The organism is Labrys sedimenti (assembly GCF_034424805.1).
Lineage (GTDB): Bacteria > Pseudomonadota > Alphaproteobacteria > Rhizobiales > Labraceae > Labrys > Labrys sedimenti.
On record NZ_JAXOUF010000015.1, the window covers coordinates 44,113 to 62,917 of the forward strand.

At 61.4% G+C, this 18,805-nt stretch carries 19 protein-coding genes; 14 read left to right on the forward strand and 5 right to left on the reverse strand.

Translation table 11 applies throughout. The annotated features are described in order from the left end of the window. Positions 1-90 precede the first annotated feature (90 nt). The 4 genes from U1R88_RS27500 to U1R88_RS27515 all read right to left on the reverse strand — a co-directional run bounded on the left by U1R88_RS27500 (position 91) and on the right by U1R88_RS27515 (position 4,177). On the reverse strand, positions 91-1,332 hold the full coding sequence (locus U1R88_RS27500; protein ID WP_322434133.1) for an urea ABC transporter substrate-binding protein: 1,242 nt from the start codon (positions 1,330-1,332) through the stop codon (positions 91-93). 22 nt (positions 1,333-1,354) lie between these two features. After that, entirely contained in the window at positions 1,355-2,011 is a 657-nt protein-coding gene (locus tag U1R88_RS27505; protein WP_322434134.1) for an ANTAR domain-containing response regulator, read from the reverse strand. Next, on the reverse strand, positions 2,011-3,168 hold the full coding sequence (locus tag U1R88_RS27510) for a transporter substrate-binding domain-containing protein (RefSeq protein WP_322434189.1): 1,158 nt from the start codon (positions 3,166-3,168) through the stop codon (positions 2,011-2,013). The genes U1R88_RS27505 and U1R88_RS27510 overlap by 1 nt, the downstream gene beginning before the upstream one ends. Before the next feature lie 583 nt (positions 3,169-3,751). Then, the gene (locus U1R88_RS27515) at positions 3,752-4,177 is read right to left on the reverse strand and encodes a MarR family winged helix-turn-helix transcriptional regulator (protein WP_322434135.1); all 426 of its coding nucleotides are present in this window, start codon (positions 4,175-4,177) and stop codon (positions 3,752-3,754) included. A 330-nt stretch (positions 4,178-4,507) separates the two neighbouring features. Here U1R88_RS27515 and U1R88_RS27520 point away from each other — a divergent pair, with 330 nt between their 5' ends. From U1R88_RS27520 to U1R88_RS27585, 14 genes are all read left to right on the forward strand, one after another. Then, positions 4,508-5,551, forward strand: coding sequence for a substrate-binding domain-containing protein (locus tag U1R88_RS27520; RefSeq protein ID WP_322434136.1), 1,044 nt, complete (start codon positions 4,508-4,510; stop codon positions 5,549-5,551). A gap of 101 nt (positions 5,552-5,652) precedes the next feature. Then, on the forward strand, positions 5,653-6,891 hold the full coding sequence (locus U1R88_RS27525; RefSeq protein WP_322434137.1) for an urea ABC transporter substrate-binding protein: 1,239 nt from the start codon (positions 5,653-5,655) through the stop codon (positions 6,889-6,891). Positions 6,892-6,972: 81 nt separating this feature from the next. After that, complete coding sequence (locus tag U1R88_RS27530) at positions 6,973-7,839, forward strand: branched-chain amino acid ABC transporter permease (protein WP_322434138.1); 867 nt, start codon at positions 6,973-6,975, stop codon at positions 7,837-7,839. After that, positions 7,839-8,882 (forward strand): ABC transporter permease subunit, encoded by a 1,044-nt coding sequence (locus tag U1R88_RS27535; RefSeq protein WP_322434139.1) that lies wholly within the window; start codon positions 7,839-7,841, stop codon positions 8,880-8,882. Before U1R88_RS27530 ends, U1R88_RS27535 begins: the two co-directional genes overlap by 1 nt. Next, positions 8,882-9,610: an ATP-binding cassette domain-containing protein gene (locus tag U1R88_RS27540; RefSeq protein ID WP_322434140.1), complete on the forward strand. Its 729-nt coding sequence runs from the start codon at positions 8,882-8,884 to the stop codon at positions 9,608-9,610. Before U1R88_RS27535 ends, U1R88_RS27540 begins: the two co-directional genes overlap by 1 nt. Continuing rightward, the gene (locus U1R88_RS27545; protein ID WP_322434141.1) at positions 9,610-10,317 is read left to right on the forward strand and encodes an ABC transporter ATP-binding protein; all 708 of its coding nucleotides are present in this window, start codon (positions 9,610-9,612) and stop codon (positions 10,315-10,317) included. The genes U1R88_RS27540 and U1R88_RS27545 overlap by 1 nt, the downstream gene beginning before the upstream one ends. A gap of 91 nt (positions 10,318-10,408) precedes the next feature. Beyond that, the gene (locus U1R88_RS27550) at positions 10,409-11,923 is read left to right on the forward strand and encodes an amidase (protein ID WP_322434142.1); all 1,515 of its coding nucleotides are present in this window, start codon (positions 10,409-10,411) and stop codon (positions 11,921-11,923) included. A 9-nt stretch (positions 11,924-11,932) separates the two neighbouring features. Beyond that, positions 11,933-12,274, forward strand: a complete 342-nt coding sequence (locus U1R88_RS27555) for a putative quinol monooxygenase (RefSeq protein WP_322434143.1) — start codon at positions 11,933-11,935, stop codon at positions 12,272-12,274. 50 nt (positions 12,275-12,324) lie between these two features. Continuing rightward, the gene (locus U1R88_RS27560; protein WP_322434144.1) at positions 12,325-12,786 is read left to right on the forward strand and encodes an urease accessory protein UreE; all 462 of its coding nucleotides are present in this window, start codon (positions 12,325-12,327) and stop codon (positions 12,784-12,786) included. Then, the gene (locus U1R88_RS27565) at positions 12,779-13,456 is read left to right on the forward strand and encodes an urease accessory protein UreF (protein WP_322434145.1); all 678 of its coding nucleotides are present in this window, start codon (positions 12,779-12,781) and stop codon (positions 13,454-13,456) included. The genes U1R88_RS27560 and U1R88_RS27565 overlap by 8 nt, the downstream gene beginning before the upstream one ends. Positions 13,457-13,468: 12 nt before the next feature. Then, on the forward strand, positions 13,469-14,164 hold the full coding sequence (ureB, locus tag U1R88_RS27570; RefSeq protein WP_322434146.1) for an urease subunit beta: 696 nt from the start codon (positions 13,469-13,471) through the stop codon (positions 14,162-14,164). A 118-nt stretch (positions 14,165-14,282) separates the two neighbouring features. Next, positions 14,283-15,989, forward strand: coding sequence for an urease subunit alpha (ureC, locus tag U1R88_RS27575; protein WP_322434147.1), 1,707 nt, complete (start codon positions 14,283-14,285; stop codon positions 15,987-15,989). Next, positions 15,986-16,606, forward strand: coding sequence for an urease accessory protein UreG (gene ureG, locus U1R88_RS27580; protein ID WP_322434148.1), 621 nt, complete (start codon positions 15,986-15,988; stop codon positions 16,604-16,606). Before ureC ends, ureG begins: the two co-directional genes overlap by 4 nt. Then, the gene (locus U1R88_RS27585) at positions 16,525-17,433 is read left to right on the forward strand and encodes an urease accessory protein UreD (RefSeq protein ID WP_489671957.1); all 909 of its coding nucleotides are present in this window, start codon (positions 16,525-16,527) and stop codon (positions 17,431-17,433) included. Before ureG ends, U1R88_RS27585 begins: the two co-directional genes overlap by 82 nt. 252 nt (positions 17,434-17,685) lie before the next feature. On the opposite strand, the gene U1R88_RS27590 is transcribed toward U1R88_RS27585, so the two are convergent. Beyond that, on the reverse strand, positions 17,686-18,582 hold the full coding sequence (locus tag U1R88_RS27590) for a bestrophin family protein (RefSeq protein WP_322434149.1): 897 nt from the start codon (positions 18,580-18,582) through the stop codon (positions 17,686-17,688). Positions 18,583-18,805: the final 223 nt, after the last annotated feature.

Genomic DNA, 18,805 nt, shown 5'->3' on the forward strand with positions numbered 1-18,805 from the left:
CGAGGCCGCCTGCAAGGCGGGCGAGGGACCTGGAATGGGCGCCGTCGCGGGGGCGGCGCCTCTTTCAGGCCAGGCTGTTGGTGCCTTGCTTCAGGATTTCGGCGGGGGATTGGACGGGGTGTACTGCGCCTGCGGATCGTTCTTGGTAAGATCGCAGCCGGCACTGCCCAGCCAGTAGGGCTTGATGTCCTGCCACACCTTGGGGAAGGTGATGGAATGGTCGGCGCCGACCTTTGCCAGATAGATCGTGTGGGACATGTGCTGGCTCTTGGGGTCGAGGCACACCTTGCCTTCCGGCGCATCCATGCACACGTCGCCCTGCGCGATGATCTTGCGCAAGTCTTCGCGCTTGGTCGACCCGTTGGCCCGCTCGACCATCTGCTTATAGAGATAGACGGCCAGGTAGGAGTTTTCCGCCTCTTGGTTCACATAAGGCTCGCTCGGGAACTTCGCCTTGAACTTGGCGATGAAGTCCTTGCTCGAGGGCGAGTCGATTTCCTCGATGTAGTTGGTGGTGACATACATGTCCTTCAGGCTCGGCGGCTTGAAGCGCTTGTGTTCATAGCCCTGGCCCACATTCACCGAGGAAGCCATCGGCAGGCCGACATTCGCCGCCGCGGCCTGCTCGTAGTAGGAGGCCTGGGCCGTGCCGACCAGAAGCGTCACCACGAAATCAGGCTTGGCTTTCTGGATATTCTGGATCGACTGGGAGAATTGCGAGACGCCGAGCGGAATGAACTCTTCGCCGACCATCTCGCCGCCATTCTCCTTGACGATGTTGCGCACCCATTCGGCGGAGATCTGGCCAAAGTTGTAGTCGGCGGCGAGGGTGTAGACCTTCTTGCCGTATTTCTCCATCATCCAGGGAATGAGAGTGGAGAACTGCTGTTCCGGGACTGCCCCGGTGACGATCATATGGGAGTCGCAGACCCCGCCTTCATACTGGTTGTTGTAGAAGGCGAACCCGTCCAACTGGTCGACGATCGGCCGATAGGCTTCGCGGGAGGCCGACGAGAAGCCGGCGAAGACAGCGTCGACCTTGTCCCGCTGCAGCACGCGGCGCATGAATTCCTGATAGCGGGTGTTGTCCGACTGCGTATCGTAGACGACCAGTTCCAGCGGGCGTCCGGCGATGCCGCCCTTGGCGTTGATCTCGTCGGCCGCCAGTTGGATCGCATGGACCTTGCCGATGGTGGCGACGGCAAAGTCGCCTGATTGATCCTCCAGCACACCGAGTTTTATCGGGTCGGCGGCGAGCGCCTGGGACACGCTGAGCAAAAGTGTTCCCGTGAGGGCTGCGGCTCGCAGCCCCCTTTTGGCCTTACCAGTCATGTGAGTTCTCCTCTGTCGACGCTTATTTTTTCTCGGCACGCCAGCCGGGAGGCTCTTCACGTGCCGTCACTTTGGGCATTGCCGCCCACCTGCCGAGGAACTCCTCGCAGTATTCTTCCAGGCTGACGCGCAGACGCATGCTTTCGCGTCGCAACCGGTTGTAGGCTTCGTCGTCATCGATGCCGACCTGTGTCGTCAACGCCAGCACGGCCTTGATCACCGACCGGCGGCCACGCCGCCGCCGCTCCATGTCGTCGAGGCGATTTTGCATGTCGTTGCGCAACAGGAACTGGTTCACGCCCAGGAACAGCGCCGTGTAGATGGCTGCGCTATGCACCGGCTTGCGCAGGAAGGCGGTCGCACCAAGGTTGACGAGGCGCTTGAGCCGGCTCGGTGCCTCCACGCCTACCAGTCCTATCACCGGCACCGGCGGTAGGCGCGGATCGCCCTCCGCTTCCAGGGGGAGGGCGCCTTCCAGGTCTCCATCCACGAAGAGGATATCCCGTTCCGCCTTCAAGCTCGCCATGTCGATGTCGATGCGGCCATCGGTGACGGCGAGGAACTCGCTGGTCACTCCCAATTTGACGAGCGTCGTCTCGAGGGCCTCGACGGCGGTGCGATTGGTGGTAACGATCAAGGCCCTGCTGCCGTTGAAGTTTTGAAGAAGGCGAGCAACCATCACTTTGCGATCCTCAAATTGGGCGTATGGGAGACGACGGCATATCGCGGCGAGGATTGAACGAGGTAGGGGTCGGGCTGAATGGGGCCGGCCTCCTCGACGATTGCATCAAAGCGCGCCTCGCGGTTCGAGCGGCCGATGCGCGGTGTGAGCCAGGCATGGAATGTCTGCGGATCGATCCACACCTCGCCCTGCGGTGCTGCAAGCCTCTGGCGGGCAACGGCGTTCTTGACGGCTGACACCTCGTCTGTACCTGCCGCAGACAGCGATCGGGCCAGCAACTGTACCGCGATATAGGAGGCCTCTGCATCGGCGGATACGGCCGGCCCATTTGGGAAGGCCCGTTCGTAGGCCGTGGTAAATGCCTTGTTCGTCGGCGACCGTAGCGAGGAGAAATAGACAGAGGAACTTAGATGGCCATCGACCATATCGTGGCCGATCTCCTCCAGCTCCGGCTCGGAGAGTGTACAGCTGGCAATGGGGATTTGCGTGGCCTGGTCGATACCGCGAGCCCGGCAAGCCGATCGGAACAAGCGGAAGAACGCATAGGCGCTCTCGCCGATGAGGTTGTTGAACACGAAGTCGGGGCGCTCAGACAGTATGGTGTCGATCACCTGATCGAACTCGGTATCGCCTATGGCGAAATAGCGTTCACCGAGAACCTTGCCACCCTGGGCGATCATCGCCTCGCGAAATATTCGGTTGTTTTCCCAAGCCCAGATGTAGTTTGAGCCGACGCAGAACGCGCTCGAGCCGATCTCGGCCAGCATGTATCGCACGAGCGGCAATACATGCTGGTTGGGGGAGGCGCCGGTATAGATGACGTTGTTTGAGGTCTCGAAGCCCTCATAATGGGAGGGGTACCAGAGCAGGGCGTCGTATTTTTCGAAGCAGGGGATCACTTCTTTGCGGCTGGAGGAGGTGTAGCATCCGATGACGTGACGGATACCCGAACTCGTCATCTGCAGGCTGTATTCGGCATAGCGCGCCAGATCGCCCCCTGGATTCACCACGATCGGTTCGAGGCCAATATCGGGAAAGGACCGGGATATTTCTTCAAAAGCCAACAGGGCCCCGTTCAGCATGGAACGGGCAACCACGCTATAGGAGCCGGTTGTGGAGAACATCACGCCGATGCGATGCCTGGACGTCACCATAAGCCCATTCCAAAACAAAAAACGCCCACCGGCTGATATGCCGTTGGGCGTTTGCGCCACCAACCACACGACTGCGAGCAGCATCCGTCTGTTGGAAATATAATCATGTCTGGCGCATAAATGGGCATCTTTGCCCTGCGCTCTAAATTTAGGCTCCTTCAGATTTGTGTATTTGTCAAGTCGTTAAATGTAGGCGCGGATTCTTATCTGGGCCTGGTGGACGAAGAGCACTCAGTGCAATGCCGAGACGAGGCTGACGAAACCGAGACAAGACACCAGGGTTTTGCCCCCGTCGCGCGACTGGCCAAGCGTCTCCGTCGTCCGAGGCTCTTTTCTACGCCGGCAGCCGCTCCCTCACTCCGGGCAGCGGTGCGATCAGTTGCCCTTCTTCACTCGAAAGGCCGATCCGTGCTCCCGAAACTGCCTTCAAAACGCGTCCCGGATCAAAGCCAATTCATGTCGTCAAGGGTTGCCCACGAAACCTAGAGAAAGTGCGATTTCTTTGAATCGGACTTTCTCTCTATGTCTTTGTTTTGACGCGTTTTCTTAATCGAAAAGTCTACCAGCTTTTCTGGAAAAAGCTTTAGTTCGCCATCAGATCGCGCAGCAATCCCTTGAGAGTCTCCGCCTTGCCACCCCGCAGGCGATCGATGATGTGGCGCTGTTGGTCACCGACGATCTGGTCGAGCTTGGCGTGCAGAGCCGTGCCTTTGCTTGCGAGATAAATGAGAACCTTGCGGCGGTCGTTCGGATCTGGCCCCCGATATACCAGCGCGTCGACCACCATTCGATCGATGATCTTCGTCAGCGTGGTCGCATCGACCAGCACCAGCTCGGCGAGATGGCCCATGGACAGGCCGCTTTGCGTCGCCAGCGCAGCGAGGATGCGGAACTGCTCGATCGGAATGCCCTCGGGCTTCAGCCTGTCCTCCAGATCCTCCTCAAGCTGGCGGTTCACGCTCGCAATGAGATAGGCCAGTTGGTCTTCCATCTTGTCGGAGCGTGTCAAGCCGAATTTCTCATCTTCAATATTCGCAATTTCAGATAATTACCCTACTCGGCCTGTACCCTTCAAGCATCCAAACCAAAATTGTCGCCATGACCGTTTGGTCATACCGCGCGTGGCCATCGGGGTTGTCCCTGCGCCGAGAAATCCGCCAATTGCCCAAGAATCCGGCGCTGGACCAGCGTGTTCGATGGCATCCCGCTTTCATACATCGCCGCTCTCGGCAGCATAGGGCGCGAAAACACGGCCCGCTACCGGTGGCATGGTTTGTGCATATGGATCCGGTGACTTGGATGGACCTCAGACGGCTATAATGTCCGAACGTCGACCGAGATGATCAAGATTGGCTTGCTCACGCCGCGGCAGGGTCCCGCCGGCATCTGGTCTGCGTCCGCCGAGGCGAGCGCAATTCTCGCGGTTGCCGAAATCAACGTCGCGGGAGGCCTGATCGGTCAGGAACTCGAGCTGGTTCTCGCCGATGCCGGCACGACCGGCCGCTCGGCCGCGCTGGCAGCGGCGGACATCGTCGATATCGACGAGGTCGATGCCGTCGTCGCCCTTGTGCCCAGCTATGCGCGCAGGGCCATTTCCCACGCCGTCGCCGGCCGGGTGCCCTATATCTACACGCCGCAATTCGAAGGCCATGAAAGTGACCGCGGCGTGGTCACGGTCGGTGAAACTTCGAAGGAACTGCTGCATCCAGGCATTGCATGGCTGGCAAACAATAAGGCCGTGCGCCGCTATTATCTGGTCGGCAACGACTATGTCTGGCCGCGTGCCACCTTCGACGAGGCACGGCACATCATCCAGTCGACAGGCGGCATCATCGTGGGTGAAACGATCTTGCCTTTCGGCTTCGACGACTATGAACCGCTGCTCGACAAGATACGTCGCGCGCAGCCGGACGTGGTCATGCCCTATCTGCTGGGCTATGAGGCGATCGGCTTCAATCGCGCCTTTGCGGAGGCCGGCCTGGCGAGGAAGATCCTACGCTTCTCCTCGGCGATCGACGAGACCATCCTTTATGGCCTGGGTGTCGACTGCACCGAGAACCTTTTCGTGACCTCGGCCTATTTCTCCGCTCTGCGCTCCCGCAACAACGATGCATTCCTCGAACGCTATCACAGCTGTTTCGGTGAGACGCCGCCGCCGATGAACGGGTTCGGGCAGTCCTGCTACGAAGGGATTCACTGTCTCGCCTGCCTAGTCGCGTCGGCGGGGGGGCTGCGTCCGGGAGATCTGCGCCGCGGGGTGGGCCACGCTGTGCAGGTGCGGACAGCACGCGGCTTCGAGGCGCGGATCGTTGCTGGAGGCAGCCAGCCCGTCCATTTCGCCGAGGTCGACGGCCAGGAGTTTCGTGTCAGGGACCCGTGGTGAAACCCTCCATATTGCGGTGCAAAAAGTTATTGCAATTTCATATATTGTAATTTCATATAACCTTCATGGGCGGCCGAACACGCCCTTGAGGGGACCAATCTATGCCGACGTCGCGCCGCAGCTTTCTCAAGACGACCCTTTCCGCATCCGTTGCCGCCATCGCGGCACCGGCCCTGATCTCCAGAAGTGCTTTCGGCGCGGAGGCGCCGATCCTGGTCGGCAGCCTGCACGACCAGTCGGGACCCATCGCCGCTTCGGGCGTTCCGATGGTCGACAGCCTCAACGTTGCCATCGACGAGGTGAACGCCTCCGGTGGACTGCTCGGCCGGCCGCTGAAGCTGGTGCATTACGACACCCAGTCGAATATCCAGATGTATTCACAATATGCCCAGGCTCTGGCGCTCAAGGACAAGGTTGCGGTCGTCCATGGCGGGATTACTTCCGCCTCGCGCGAGGCGGTCCGGCCGACCTTCGATCGCTTCAAGATCCTCTACTTCTACAACACGCTTTACGAGGGTGGCGTCTGCGATCGCAACACCTTCTGCACTGGCACGACGCCGGCACAAACGGTGGAGAAACTCGTCCCCTATGCGATGAAGAAATGGGGCAAGAAGGCCTACATCATCGCCGCCGACTATAATTACGGCCAGATCACCGCCAAGTGGATGACGAAATATGTCAAGGACAATGGCGGAGAAGTATTGTCGATCGACTTCTTCCCGCTCGACGTCACCAATTTCGGTCCGACCATCAGCAAGATCCAGGCCGCCAAGCCGGACATCGTGCTGTCGGCGCTCGTCGGCGGCAACCACACCTCCTTCTACCGGCAATGGACGTCGTCCGGCATGAAGGGGCAGATCCCGATCGCCTCCACCACTTTCGGGCTGGTCAACGAACCAACCACGCTTGATGCGACCGAAAGCGAGGGCGTGCTGGGAGCATATGGCTATTTCGAGGAGCTCACGACATCCGCCAGCACAAGCTACGTCAAGAAACTCAAGGATAAATATGCTGATATTCCCTATATCAGCGAGCTCGCTGCGGCGACCTATGAAGGCTTCTATTTGTGGGTTGCGGGGGTCAAGGCCGCCGGTTCGATCGATCGCATGAAGGTGATCGCTGCGCTCGAAAGCGGCGTGTCCTTCGACGGCCCGAGCGGCAAGGTCGTTCTCGACCACGCCACCCATCATGCGGTGCGCAACGCCTATCTGGCCGACGTGAAGGCCAAGAAATGGTCGGTACTCGAAACCTATGAGCAGCAAAAGCCGCTGGATACGGCCGGCGTCTGCGATCTGATCAAAACCCCGACCGACAACCAGCAATACATTATCAAGATCTGAAGACGGCACCATCGCTTCGGTGCCGCGACCCGATGCGGCACCGCCTTTCGTTTGGCGAACTTGGCGGAGCCTGCCCCATTCATGGAACTTGCAATCATTCTCGCGCTTGACGTGCTGAACGGCGCGGCATCCCTCGTCCTGCTCTGCCTCGGGCTGGCGATCATCTTCGGGATGATGAAGATCATCAACCTCGCTCATGGCGAGTTCGTGATGCTCGGTGCCTATGCCACCGTCATCTCCGCCAATGCCGGTGTGAACATCTGGATTGCCATGCTGGTCGTCGCGCCGGTCTTCGTCGGCCTGGTCGGTATCGTCGTCGAACGTTGTCTGATCCGCTTCCTCTACGGTCGCCTGGTCGACACCATGCTGGCGACCTGGGGATTGAGCCTGTTCATCGTCGGTCTGGTCACCACAATCTACGGCAATACCATCAAGGGTGTTCCAACCCCCCTCGGCGGTTTTTCGATCGGGGAATACAAGTCGAGCTACTACACGCTGTTCCTGGTCGCCGCGGCGCTGATCATGCTGGCGCTGATCTTCGGCATGCTGCGCTACACGCGTTTTGGCCTGGTTTCCCGCGCCACGATGCAGAATCCCGGCATGGCCGCGGCGCTTGGTGTCAATCCGAGCCGGATCTACATGACGACCTTCGGCATCGGCGCGGCCATCACGGGCCTGGCAGGCGGCGTCTTGGCTCCGGTCTCCGGCGTGGTACCGACCATGGGCGCGGCCTATGTCGCCAAGGCCTTCATCACGGTGGTCGGCGGGGGGAGTGCCATTCTGGCGGGAACTGCCTCAGCCTCGGGGCTCTTCGGGCTGATCAACCAGATGGGTTCCTACCTGACCACGCCGGTCTTCGGTGAAGTCATCCTGTTCGTATCGGCCATCATCCTTATCCGCCTGCTGCCCCAGGGCATCTCCGGCCGCTTCTTCAAGGGAAGGCTGTGATGTCGGCAAAAGCCAAGCTATTCCTCCAATTCATCGCCCTGGCCGCCGCGATTGCAGCAACGGCAATGGCGCCGCAAGTCTTCGAAGTCTTCGATCTCATGCAGCTGACGCTGTTCGCGGCGATGGGTGTCCTGGCACTCAGCCTCGGCTTCATCTGGGGCTTCGGCGGTATCCTGTCCTTCGGGCAGACCGCATTCTTCGGCCTCGGTGGTTATGCCTATGCGGTCGCCGCGATCAACTATGGCGATTCCACCGGTGCCATCCTGCTGGCCATGATCGTGCCGGCGATCTTTGCCACGGTCCTGGGCTATTTCGTTTTCTATGGACGCATCAGCGACGTCTATCTGGGCGTGATTACGCTGACCGTCACGCTGATACTGTTCAACGTCGTCAATTCGACGGCCGGTGACGAATACCGCATCGGCACGGCTCCACTCGGCGGCTTCAACGGCATGCCGTCGGTACCGACCTTCAACATGCCCTTCGATCCGCAGACGGTGCTCGATCCGGTCCAAGGCTGGTATGCCACGGGCGGGGCGCTCATCCTGGTCTATATGTTCCTGCGTCTGCTGCTGTGGAGCCCCTTCGGGCGTGTCGCCGTCGCTGTCCGGGAAAACGAGGTTCGCGCCTCGCTGCTGGGCTACGATCCGCGCCTGATCAAGCTCGCCGTCTTTGTCGTCGGCAGCGCCATTGCCGGCCTTGCCGGCGCTCTTTACGTCAATTGGGGCGCGTTCGTCAGCCCGACGATCTTCGCCCTGTCCCTTTCGGCCGAGATCATCATCTGGGTTACGGTCGGTGGCCTTGGCACGCTGATCGGGCCGGTGGTCGGCTGCTTCCTGATTCAGTATCTCGTGGCGCAGATCGGATCGCAGCAGACCTTCAACGCCAACCTCATTCTCGGCGTGATCCTGATCGTCTTCGTGCTGCTGCTGCCCAAGGGGCTGATCCCGGCGGTGCGCGATCTCCTCCTCCAGGCGCTGCGCGCCTTGCCGCGCCGTACGGCGTCTATCAGCGACGCCGATCAACCCGTGGAGGCCGAGTGATGGCAGATCTCGTTCCGCTACTGCGCACGCAAGGCCTGACCATGCGCTTCGGCGGCGTGGTGGCCGTCAATGCGGTCGACTTCACCCTCGGGGAGGTGGAGTTGCGCTGCCTGATCGGGCCCAACGGCGCCGGCAAGAGCACATTCTTCAAGATGCTGACCGGCCAGCTGACGCCCACGTCCGGCAGCATAGCGTTCCGCGGCAGTCCGATTGCCGGCGCGCCCTCGCATGAAATCGCGCGCCTCGGCGTCGGTATCAAGACACAGGTCCCGAACGTGTTCAACGGACTGTCCGTGCGCGAGAACATCTGGCTGGCGGCACGCCGGCGCAACCCGCCAATGCGCACCAAGGCGCTGGTGGAAGAAGTATTGGACAAGATAAATCTTGCCAGGCGCGCCGATGACCTTGTGGGCCAGCTCTCGCATGGCCAGCGGCAATGGGTTGAGATCGGCACGGTGCTGGCGGGTGAACCCGAGCTGATCCTGCTCGACGAGCCGGCAGCCGGCATGACGGACGAGGAAACGGTCCGTACCGCCGAGATCATACGCGAAATCAACCTCACGCGCGCGCTCATCGTGGTGGAGCACGACATGCAGTTCATCAAGATGATCGCCAAGACCGTCACGGTCTTTCACCAAGGCCAGATCCTGATGGAGGACACGATCGATGTCGTCATGCGCGACCCGCGTGTACGCGACGTCTATCTCGGCAAGAAGGTGGCCGCCTGATGCTCGTCGTCAAGAACCTGCACGCTGCTTATGGCCGCATTCCCATCCTGACAGGCGTCAGCTTCGCGCTCCAGCCCGGTGAATATCTCGGCATTCTCGGTCACAACGGCATGGGCAAGACGACCTTGATGCGCGCTCTCATGGGCTCTCTGCCGACCACCGCCGGCTCCGTCGCCTTCGACAACCGCGATGTAACGCGACTGGCGGCCCATGCCCGCTCGCGGCTCGGCATCGGCCTGGTACCGCAGGGGCGCGAGATCTTCCCCAGCCTCACGGTCATGGAAAACCTGCGAATGGGCCTGGCCAGCGCCAAGCGGGAAGATCCTGCGATCATCGACGACGTCCTGAGTGAATTTCCAAGGCTGGTACGTCTGCTCGACCGGCGCGGTGGTGCGCTGTCCGGGGGCGAGCAGCAATTGCTCGCCCTTGCCCGCTGCCTGTGCACGCGCCCGCGCCTTGTTCTGCTCGATGAACCGACCGAAGGCATTCAGCCCTCGATCATCGAGGAGATCATCGAGACGCTGCTCCGTCTCAAGCACAAGCACAGCATCGCCATGATCCTGGTCGAGCAGAATCTCGACTTCATCACGTCGCTTTCGCAGCGCGTCCTCACCATCCAGAAAGGGCGGATCACTGGAGAGATCAATCCCGATGATCTCAAGGACAGCGAGGCCGTCGCCACTTACGTCGGTATGACCATGAGCTAGCGACCGCGGTCTTGCGAGGCCATCGTCTGCGGCCTCTCCCCAATACGCTCCAAACTTCTTGATTTCCCTTGCTTGCGAGAAAGGAAAGACGATGGCTATTACCCGACCGACCGCCCTGCAGATTGTCGAGGTTGCTGCCGAGCTCGGCATGACCCTGTCGGCGGAGCAGGCGGCTGGCTATCTGGCGCTGATGCAGCCCAATTTCGACGCGTACGATATCGTCGACGCCATGCCCGACAACGTACCCGCTGTGAAATATCCGCGTACGCCCGGTTATCGCCCCGGCCCGGACGAAAACACCTATGGCGCCTGGTACTACAAGAGCGTGGTCAAGGGGGCCGCGCGCGGCAAGCTTGCCGGCAAGACCGTCGTGCTGAAGGACAATGTCAGCCTGGCCGGCGTGCCGATGATGAACGGCGCGTCCACGCTCGAAGGCTTCGTGCCGAGTGTCGATGCGACCATCGTGACCCGCATGCTCGATGCCGGCGCCACCATTCTCGGCAAGGCCACCTGCGAACATTTCTGCCTGTCCGGCGGCAGCCACACCTCGGATCCCGCCCCCGTCCACAACCCCCACAAGCCCGGCTATTCGGCCGGCGGCTCATCGTCGGGCAGTGCCGCGCTGGTTGCCGCCGGCGAAGTCGACATGGCGATCGGTGGGGATCAGGGTGGATCGATCCGTATCCCCGCATCCTATTGCGGCATCTATGGCATGAAGCCGACACACGGGCTGGTGCCCTACACCGGTGTCATGCCGATCGAGACCACAATCGATCACACCGGGCCAATGACGGCGAACGTCAAGGACAACGCCTTGCTGCTTGAAGTTCTGGCCGGGGCGGACGGGCTCGATCCGCGCCAATACGCACCCAAAAAGGCGCCCTATACCCGGGCTCTCGACAGGGGCGTAAAGGGCCTGAAGATCGCAGTCCTGAAGGAGGGCTTCTCCACCGCCGGCATGCAGGCCGATGTCGTTGACAAGGTCAAGTCGGGGGCGGAGCGGTTCCGCGGCCTCGGCGCAACGGTGGAAGAAATCTCCATTCCCGAGCATCCTCTCACGGCGGCGGTGTGGCAACCGATCGGCTTGGAGGGCCTGACAGCGCAGATGATGTTGGGCAATGGCATGGGCTTCAACTGGAAGGGCCTGTACGATGTCGGCCTGATCGACGCCCATTCAGCCTGGCGCGAACGCGCAGACGATTTGTCCCCGACCCTCAAACTGTCGATGATCGTCGGCCAGTATTTCCTTACGCATTATCGCGGCCGCTACTATGGCAAGGCCCAGAATATCGCCCGCCGCATGAAAGCGGCCTATGACGCCGCCTTTGCCTCCTACGACTTGCTGCTGATGCCCACGCTGCCGATGAAGGCTACCCCTCTTCCTGGATCCGATGCTCCGCTGGCCGAGATCGTCGCGCGTGCTTTCGAAATGATCGGGACGACCTCCCAGTTTGACGTGACCGGCCACCCGGCAATGTCGATTCCGTGCGGCTTGAGCGAAGGGCTGCCGGTCGGCCTGATGCTGGTTGCCAGGGACTATGGCGAGAGCACCATCTATCAGGCGGCGAGTGCCTTCGAATCGCTTGGCGACTGGAAGACGATGTGAGGTGCTGCCATGGTAACGATCACGGCGATCATTCGGGTCCGCAAGGGCTCGGAGGCGGCGATGCGGCAGGCGCTTCTGGAGGTTGCTGCGCATGTGGAGGCGCACGAGCCGCGAACCGTCGGCTTTTTCGTCTCGCAAGATAGCGGCGATTCCACCCTGTTCACGACCTATGAACGTTTCGTCGATCGGGCCGCGATGGACACCCACAATGGCTCCTCGGCCGTTGCCCGCTTCTTCGCCATTGCCAATCCCCTCCTGGAGGGAAAGGTCGTGCTCGTCACCGCAGACGAAATCTCGGCGAAGGCCGACGGTGATGCGAGCAGCGTCAATGGTGGTCGGGGCTTGCTCTAAGGCAGGTCCCCGACTTCAAGGACGCCCATTCCCGGCAGAGGAGATCGGCATTGAGCCAGGACAGGATCGGTCGCGTCGTCATTAGCGCCATCTTGGGCGATCGCGCCGAAGCCGCCATGGCAGCGCAGCTTCATGACATCAGTCATAACGGAGGTCTGGAAACCTTGGTGCTCGCCCCTGTCGACCTGCCGCGCCGCCGCTTCCATGCGGCGACGCAGTCCGGGACGCAGTGCTTCATTCAACTTCCGCGGGACAGCACGCTGTTCGATGGCGCGGTGATCTACCTGGAGAACAGGCGCGCAATCGTCGTGCATGTCGGCGAGCAGCGATGGCTGAGACTGCGCCCTGCCGCAGGTGCCGATCTGGAACTTGGCTATCTCGCCGGCAATCTGCATTGGCGCGTCCGGTTCGAAGGCGGGACCCTTTTGGTGGCTCTCGATGGCCCGATCGAGTCCTACCAGGCGCGGCTGCGGGACTTTTTGGATCGAGGCAAGGTGGCGATCCTTGAGTGAAATCGAAAGACTTCTGACGGCTCTCCAGTTCGGGGACGGGCAATTTCCCGCGGGCGCCTTTGCCTTTTCCTGGGGTCTCGAGTCCCTGATCGCCGACGGAGCGGTCGCCCGTGCCGATTTTCCTGCCTTTCTGCTGGCTCAGCTGACGTACCGATGGGCCTCGTTCGATCGTATCGTTGTCATCCATGCCCATGAGGCCGCCTGGGACATCGACCGATTGTGCGAGCTCGATGACTTCGTCGACGCGGCGACCACGGTGGACGCCGCCCGCCTCGGTTCGAAGCGCGCAGGCAGCGCCCTTCTGAGTACCCACCACCGGTTGGGCATCCCCAGTGCAGCTGCCTTCAGACAGGCGGTCACGACAGGCCGCGCTGCGGGTCATCTGGCGGTGGTTCAAGGTTGCGTGCTGGCTGGCCTCGGATTGGACTGCATGACGGCATTGACGGTCAGCGCCTACTCGACCGCGTCGGCCCTTTCCACCGCGGCCATCCGGCTCGGATTGATCGGCCATCTAGATGCTCAGCGAGCCCTGCTCGCGGCCCGCCCATATCTATCGGACGCCATTAACCGGGAAGACGCGGATCTCGACCGCGCCTCGAGCTTCGTACCAACCGCCGACATCGCCATGATGAGGCATGCCCTCCAGACCCAGCGGCTTTTTTCCAACTGACAAGGCAGCGCCATGAATCTGTCCCCGACCGAGATCGAGCGCCTGACCATTTTCACGGCGGCCGAATATGCCCGTAGGCTGCGCACCGCGGGGATAGCTTTATCGCATCCGGAGGCCGTGGCCCTGATCGCGGACGAGATGCTGTTTTCAGCACGACGAGGCCTGACTTACGAAGTCATCGTCGACATGGCGTCCCGGCTCCTCACCACCGACGACGTCGAACCCGGTGTCGCCTCCATGGTGGAATTCGTAGCGGTCGAAGCGAGCTTCTCCGAAGGTACCAAGATGGTGATCGTTTTTCGGCCGATCCAGCCGGGACACAAGCCGGTGGCCGATCCGCTCGAGCCCGGCGAACTCATCGTGCCGGACGGCGATATCGAACTCAATGAAGGCCGGGCCGCCATCACAATCGAGGTTCTCAACACGGGCGACCGCGATATCCAGGTCCGCAGCCACAGCCATTTTTTCGAAACCAACAGGGCCTTGGACTTCGACCGAGCGGCGGCCTTCGGTTACCGGCTCGACGTGCGATCGGGAGGCGGGGAGCGGTTCGAGCCCGGCCTGCGCAAGACCGTCACGCTCGTCCCCATGGCGGGTGCCCGCATTGTCAGGGGCGAAGCCGGCTTGACCAATGGCCCGCTGGACGATCCGGACGTTCGGCAGCGGGCTTTCGCAGCGGCAAGCAGTCTCGGCTATCGCGGCATCTAGAGCAAAACGCGTTCAAACGGACAAGCCGTTTTGCTCATCGTTCCTATCGTCTTTGCGACTTTCGCGAATCCGGCAAGGCGCAAGGTGCTTCAGGCTTCAACCCACCAGGCGGACCATCATGGCAAGAATTTCACGGCGTGACTATGCAGATGCCTACGGCCCCACCACAGGCGATATGGTTCGTCTCGGCGATACCTCCTTGCTGGCCGAGATCGAGCATGACTACACCGTCTATGGCGAGGAACTCACCACCGGCGCTGGCAAGGTCATGCGCGACGGCGAGGGCCTGCAGACCACCGGCACCGCTGCCTCCGGTGCACTCGATTCCGTCATTCACAATGCAACCATCATCGATGCCGTCCTCGGTATCGTGAAGGCGGATATCGGTATTCGCGACGGTCGTATCGCCGGTGTCGGCAAGGCGGGCAATCCGGACATCATGGCGGGCGTCGATCCTGCCTTGCGCACTGGCCCCAACACAACGATGTACCATGGCGAGCACGTGATCGTGACCGCCGGCGCCATCGAGGCCCATGCGCATTTCCTGTCGCCGCAGCAATGCGAGCATGCGCTGGCCGGCGGGACGACGACCATGATCGGCATGTCGCCGGGGCCGCATTTCGACACCAGTTGCGCGGGTCCCAATGTCCTAGGGCAGCTTATCCAGGCGGTCGATCATTCCTGCTTGAATTTCGGTTTCCTGGGACGGGGGGCTTCTGACCCTGGCGCAGTGGAGGAATCGGTGGCGGGCGGCGCTCTGGGCGTGAAGATCCATGAAGATCTGGGCGCCTCGGCCGCCGTGATCGACGGATCGCTGGTCGCGGCCGATCGACATGATTTCTCGGTCAACGTCCATACCGACACAATCAACGAATTCGGCTTTTGCGAGGACACCCTGCGCGCAATCGCCGGCCGCACGGTGCACATGTTCCATACCGAGGGCGCGGGTGGTGGCCATGCGCCCGATCTGCTCGTGGTCAACGGCCAGCCCAACGTGTTGCCGTCCTCCACCAATCCCACCAATCCTTTCACCGCCTATGCCCTCAACGAAGGCGTTCCCATGACCATGCTGGCCCACGCCATGAACTGGCGGCTGGCCGAAGATCTTGCTTTCGCCGAATCCCGTATCCGGCCGCAAAGCATGGCGGCTGAAGATTTCCTGCACGACATGGGTGCGATCTCGATCTTCGCGACCGACAGCCAAGGAATGGGAAGGCTTGCCGAGAACGTCGCAAAATGCTGGCAGCTCGCCTGCGTGATGAAGCGGCGGGCCGGGCGCTTGCCGGAGGAGACCACGGCGCGTGCCGACAATGAGCGGATCAAGCGCTACATCGCCAAGTTGACCATCAATCCGGCGATCGCCGCAGGCATAGACACCCATGTGGGTTCGATCGAACCGGGCAAGATGGCTGATCTCGTCTTCTGGTCTCGCGCTTCCTTCGGCATCAAGCCACGCTTGGTGATGAAGAGCGGCTTCGTGGCCTGGGCCGCGATGGGGGACGGCAATGCGAGCCAGATCGACAGCGAGCCGATCATACAGCGCCCCATGTGGGGGAACACCGGCGCGTCGCCTCGACATCTCGGGGTGACCTTCGTATCCCGCCTCGCTTTGGAGGCCGATGTCCATCGCAAGCTGGAGGTCGCCAAGGCATTCGTGCCGATCCGCTCGGTGCGGGCCCTCACAAAGCGCGACCTCGTGCGCAACGATGCGTTGCCTCGCATCGAAGTCGATCCAAATACATTCGAGGTCCGGGCGGACGGGAAACGCCTGACCTGCGAGCCGACCCCGATCGTGCCGCTCAACCGGAGATATATGCTGCGATGAGTACAAGGGGCGCCGCGAGAGTCGGCATCGGCGGGCCGGTCGGCTCGGGCAAGACGGCGCTGTTGGAGTGCCTGGTTCCGACACTGCTCCGCCGTGGGCTCGAAGTGGCCGTGATCACGAACGATCTCGTCACCCAGGAGGATGCCGAGCGCTTGCGTCGCACGGGCATTCTGGCACGGGAACGGATCCTGGCCGTGGAGGCCGGGGCCTGCCCGCACACCGTGATCCGCGAGGATCCGACGCTCAACATGGAAGCCGCCGATAGCCTGGATCGCGCCTTCCCGGGTCTCGATCTCATTCTGATCGAGAGTGGTGGCGACAACCTTGCCTCAACATTCTCGCTCGATCTCGTCGATTATTGGCTGTTTGTCATCGACGTCGCCGGGGGCGATGACATCCCGCGCAAACGCGGTCCCGGTGTGGTGCAGTCCGATCTTCTGATCGTCAACAAGGTCGATCTCCATCCCCATGTCGGGGTCGATCTGCCGTGCATGATCGCAGAAGCGCGCACTGTGCGTGGCGATCGCATGGTCCTGTGCACCAACTGCCGCACCGGGGAAGGCATAGATGCCGTTGCCGATGCGATCGGCAATGCCGTGCTGAGCCGCGAGCCTTGAACACCCCCGAACGCCGACCGGCTCAGCTCGATCTTGCCTTCGTCCGGGCGATCGATGGACGCACGGTCCTCGCATCCCGGGCGGTGTCCTATCCATATTGCGTTACAGCCCCGCTGCGCACTGCAGCGACGAAGACGGCGGCGCGCCTCATCCTGCAGTCGTCCTCCGGTGGTCTCTATGCCGGGGAAGGCCTGGCCCAGGCGATAACAGCCGGGCCACAGTCCCGCGTCGCCATCGAATGCCCGGCCGCGACCGTCGTACATGGGATGAAACCGACGCTGCAGGCCCGGCAGATTCTAGGCATTGCCGTTAGCCGTGGTGGCCAACTGCGCTATTTGTCTCGCCCACTGATCTTTTTTCCCGATGCCGCGCTGGAACAACGGGTTGTGTTGCGCGCGGCAGCCGATGCGACGATCCTCTATCGCGAGGGTTTTTACCTGCATGATGCCCGCGGGGGTGACCGGGCATTCCGCCAGTTCCAAAGCTCTACACAGGTGCTGGATGAGAATGGCGCCTTGCTGGCGCTCGACCGGACCGTGGTTGAAGGAGCCCAAATTATCGCCGGCATTCCAGGCATAGGTGGAGCTTTTCGTGCCTTCGGATCGATATACCTCATCCGATCCTTGGACGAGGCCGACATCCTGCAGGTCAAGGGCGCGCTCATGGCTCATTTCGCCGGTTCGTCCTCGATCTATGCCTCGGCCAGTGCGCTGCGGCGTGGGTGCGGGCTCCTGGTTCGTGTGGCGGCTCGTGACGGCGGCGCACTTGCCGATGCTCTGGAAGAGATCACGGCTCGTCTGGCGAATGTCTTTCTGGAACGCGATTGACCGGTCGCAGCGATCAAAACAGCGCTATCGTCAATCGAAGGTGAGCTGCTTTATCTGTTCGTCGACACTTTAACCATTAGAGCACCTGCACAACCGCCAGGAGGTACAAGCACGCAGGAGGCCGCGCTTGCCATGGCGTAGCGTAAAGCCGTCACCGCCGCTTGAAGATACGAGGAGGTGCACAATTCGTTCTCGGTGCACATCGACGGTAACGTGGCGACGTCTTGAAGGGGTATGACTCGGGGGATATTATTACATGAGTATGTTTCGGTGCGGTTTGATCGCGGCGGGGAGGTCATCATTTCCGACGAGTGCGAGCATTTCCCGTTCGATCGTCCGCTTCAAGGCATCCAGCGGCAACGCGTTCGGCTCCAGGCCGAACGGTTCCTCGAGTTGGTGGCCGAGAGCGTCAAGGCCGAAGAAGGTGTAGGCGACGAGCAGAACCGGAAGCAATGTCCACCAATCCAGCGTACCGGCGAGGGCGAATGGCAGTGTCACACAAAAGACGAGAGCCGTTCGGTGCAGCAGCAAGGAATACGCAAAAGGAACTGGTGTGTAGGCGATGCGCTCGCACTCGCCCTGCACCTCGGTCAGGGCGCTGATCTGCTGTTCGATGACCAAGTAGTGAATTGGATCTATCCGCCCCCTATGCATGAGCGTCAGACAATATTTGCCAATCTGGTCAAGGACGGCATTCGTCAGATTGGGATTGTTCGAGGCGGTGCGAAGATCGAACCAGCGCGTGATGGCCCTCAACTCATCTTGACCCCGCAGATGGGCGGCAAGCCCCGCGGAGAAAGCGCGTAGTCCCCGGAGCAGGAAGCGCCGGTCATCCGCCTCCAGTGTGGATGTCTGGCGCGCGAGCGATCGACAGGCGATGATCAGTTCACCCCAGAGCCTGCGTCCCTCCCACCAGCGGGCGTAGCAGGCATTGTTTCGAAAGCTCATGAACACAGACAGGGCGATGCCGATCAGGGTGAAGGGAATGGCACTGATCCGCGTAAAGATGCCCGGATGCTCCTGTGCCGCATAAATCGCCAGCACGCTGATGAGTGCGATTGCGAGGAGACGGGGCGCTATGCGTGGCGAGATGGAGCCGTTGACGGCAAATAGAATGTCCCGGAAGCCGGGCTTTGAGCGCAAGATCATGCAGCCGTCCCTGTCATCGCTATCCCCTCTTTGCGCAGGCGCCGACCTGCAGGCCTAGATGCCGTCGATCTCGGGCAGCGCGACGCTTTCGAGAAAATGGCCTCGGTCGAAATGGCCATTGCAGCGAACGAAGCCTGCGGCTCCCCGATCCTGGGCGGTTGTTCTGAAGGCATCATTTATGCCACTTCCCGGCCGGACGACACATCAATGACTTGGCGCCGAA

Bases quoted from the DNA above. Each gene is read 5' to 3' on its own strand.
- ureB (WP_322434146.1), top strand. From the start codon at position 13,469: ATGAATCTGTCCCCGACCGAGATCGAGCGCCTGACCATTTTCACGGCG.
- U1R88_RS27505 (WP_322434134.1), bottom strand. From the start codon at position 2,011: ATGGTTGCTCGCCTTCTTCAAAACTTCAACGGCAGCAGGGCCTTGATC.
- U1R88_RS27530 (WP_322434138.1), top strand. From the start codon at position 6,973: ATGGAACTTGCAATCATTCTCGCGCTTGACGTGCTGAACGGCGCGGCA.
- U1R88_RS27550 (WP_322434142.1), top strand. From the start codon at position 10,409: ATGGCTATTACCCGACCGACCGCCCTGCAGATTGTCGAGGTTGCTGCC.
- ureG (WP_322434148.1), top strand. From the start codon at position 15,986: ATGAGTACAAGGGGCGCCGCGAGAGTCGGCATCGGCGGGCCGGTCGGC.
- U1R88_RS27590 (WP_322434149.1), bottom strand. From the start codon at position 18,582: ATGATCTTGCGCTCAAAGCCCGGCTTCCGGGACATTCTATTTGCCGTC.
- U1R88_RS27500 (WP_322434133.1), bottom strand. From the start codon at position 1,332: ATGACTGGTAAGGCCAAAAGGGGGCTGCGAGCCGCAGCCCTCACGGGA.
- ureC (WP_322434147.1), top strand. From the start codon at position 14,283: ATGGCAAGAATTTCACGGCGTGACTATGCAGATGCCTACGGCCCCACC.
- U1R88_RS27535 (WP_322434139.1), top strand. From the start codon at position 7,839: ATGTCGGCAAAAGCCAAGCTATTCCTCCAATTCATCGCCCTGGCCGCC.
- U1R88_RS27520 (WP_322434136.1), top strand. From the start codon at position 4,508: ATGATCAAGATTGGCTTGCTCACGCCGCGGCAGGGTCCCGCCGGCATC.
- U1R88_RS27510 (WP_322434189.1), bottom strand. From the start codon at position 3,168: ATGGTGACGTCCAGGCATCGCATCGGCGTGATGTTCTCCACAACCGGC.
- U1R88_RS27545 (WP_322434141.1), top strand. From the start codon at position 9,610: ATGCTCGTCGTCAAGAACCTGCACGCTGCTTATGGCCGCATTCCCATC.
- U1R88_RS27540 (WP_322434140.1), top strand. From the start codon at position 8,882: ATGGCAGATCTCGTTCCGCTACTGCGCACGCAAGGCCTGACCATGCGC.
- U1R88_RS27525 (WP_322434137.1), top strand. From the start codon at position 5,653: ATGCCGACGTCGCGCCGCAGCTTTCTCAAGACGACCCTTTCCGCATCC.
- U1R88_RS27555 (WP_322434143.1), top strand. From the start codon at position 11,933: ATGGTAACGATCACGGCGATCATTCGGGTCCGCAAGGGCTCGGAGGCG.